Genomic DNA, 1,565 nt, shown 5'->3' on the forward strand with positions numbered 1-1,565 from the left:
AGCTTTTTTACAGCCATTTGTAAATAAACCTTTGTTTACTCCTACTATACCGAACTTTAATGAATGTTTTATGCACCCGTTTTTTTAATTAAGTCTAAAGAGTTGATAAGTATAGATGATGTTAGAGAACTTTATGCTTCTTTAGTTTCTATAGATAAACAAACTTTTTATGAAGAGATAGAGATAGTAAAAGCTTTTCAGATGTATATGCAGACGTCAAAAGAAGCACCAGAAATAATCATCAAAGAGTGTCAGTTAATCATAGACAAACAATCTAACTAAAACTCTTTAAAGCCTCTGTTAGTTTGTTATGAGCTTTAGAATCTTTAACCGCAAAGCGTAGATACTCATTTGTTAAAAAGTCAAAACTACCGCAAGTTCTTACTAGGATTTTATGCGTGAGTAGATGCTCAAATATCTCTTTAGATTTTTCAGATTTTACCATGACAAAGTTGGAGTCACTGTTGTAGATTTTTGAGAAAAGTTTGGACTCCTTTAAAGCACTAAGAAGTTCTTCTTTATGCTGTTTGTGAAGCTTTGTGCTTTGCTTATCAAACTTAGCATCTTGAAGTCTTTGTTCTAAGAATTTTGCGTCAAATGAAGATAGGTTCCACATAGGAGTTTTCAACTTCTGTATGTTGCTTTTATTAGAGAAAATCGCACCTATTCTAACTCCACCACAAGCATAGAACTTAGTAAAAGATTGGATAATATATAGTTTTTTATAATAATTAATTTGGTTTCTCAAAGATTTTAGCTTTTGGAACTCCAAAAATGATTCATCAAGAACAACTGTACACTTTTGCTCCCGCCAGATGCTAAAAAGCTTATCTAGGTTGTAGTGAGATGCATCAGGTGTTGATGGATTTACAAAAACTACTACAGAGCCTTTTTCTGGTTTGATGTATATGTTTTTAAAGCGGTTGATTTTAACTATTTTGCTCTTGTCTTGCACTGCTTTTTCGTACTCTCCATAAAGTGGAGCGTACAGGTAAACTTTGCTATCTTTAAAGGTTTTAAATAGTTCAAAGATGGCAGAAGTCGCACCATTAAAAAGAGCTACTTGAGATTTTTTTATCTCGTACTTCTTAGATATAGTTTTTTTCAAAGCAGAGTAGTTTGTGTTTGGATACTTAACTAACATATCGTTTGTGAGTGTTATATCTATGTTTGGATGGTAACTATTTATGTTCGAAGAGAAGTCGATTATCTCACTTGATTTGCATCCTATCTCAGATGCATATTTATAAATATTTGCGCCATGTTTCATTTAAGTAACTCTTTTGCTCTTAGAGTATTGCCATACTCGTGAACTCGTTTTAGTGCGAAGAAATTAGCTGCTGTTTTCATCTTTTTTATTACCTCTGATTTTTGTAGTTTTTTAGGTGCGTGTTGATTATAGTTTCTTAGAAAAAGGTTTATAAAATAGTCATTACGTTCTCTCATGTCAAAGCCAACAAGTGCAACTGCCGCGTCATAAGAAAAAGTTCCACAAGAAGAATCTATGAAATCTATCACGCCTATTTTTTTACCGTTGAAGATAGTGTTGTCTTTAAAAATATCTC

Annotated in this window: 3 protein-coding genes; 1 reads left to right on the forward strand and 2 read right to left on the reverse strand. The window is 32.4% G+C overall.

Going from position 1 to position 1,565, the window contains the following annotated elements:
- Window positions 1-102: 102 nt before the first annotated feature.
- The gene (locus QZZ48_RS15740) at window positions 103-282 is read left to right on the forward strand and encodes a hypothetical protein (protein WP_294967201.1); all 180 of its coding nucleotides are present in this window, start codon (window positions 103-105) and stop codon (window positions 280-282) included.
- Here QZZ48_RS15740 and QZZ48_RS15745 read toward each other — a convergent pair.
- The gene (locus tag QZZ48_RS15745; protein WP_294967202.1) at window positions 275-1,270 is read right to left on the reverse strand and encodes an aminotransferase class I/II-fold pyridoxal phosphate-dependent enzyme; all 996 of its coding nucleotides are present in this window, start codon (window positions 1,268-1,270) and stop codon (window positions 275-277) included. The genes QZZ48_RS15740 and QZZ48_RS15745 overlap by 8 nt on opposite strands.
- Window positions 1,267-1,565: phosphotransferase (locus tag QZZ48_RS15750; RefSeq protein ID WP_294967203.1), on the reverse strand; the 299-nt coding region annotated here is incomplete at its 5' end. The genes QZZ48_RS15745 and QZZ48_RS15750, both read right to left, overlap by 4 nt.

Source organism: Sulfurimonas sp., assembly GCF_016744025.1.
Lineage (GTDB): Bacteria > Campylobacterota > Campylobacteria > Campylobacterales > Sulfurimonadaceae > Sulfurimonas.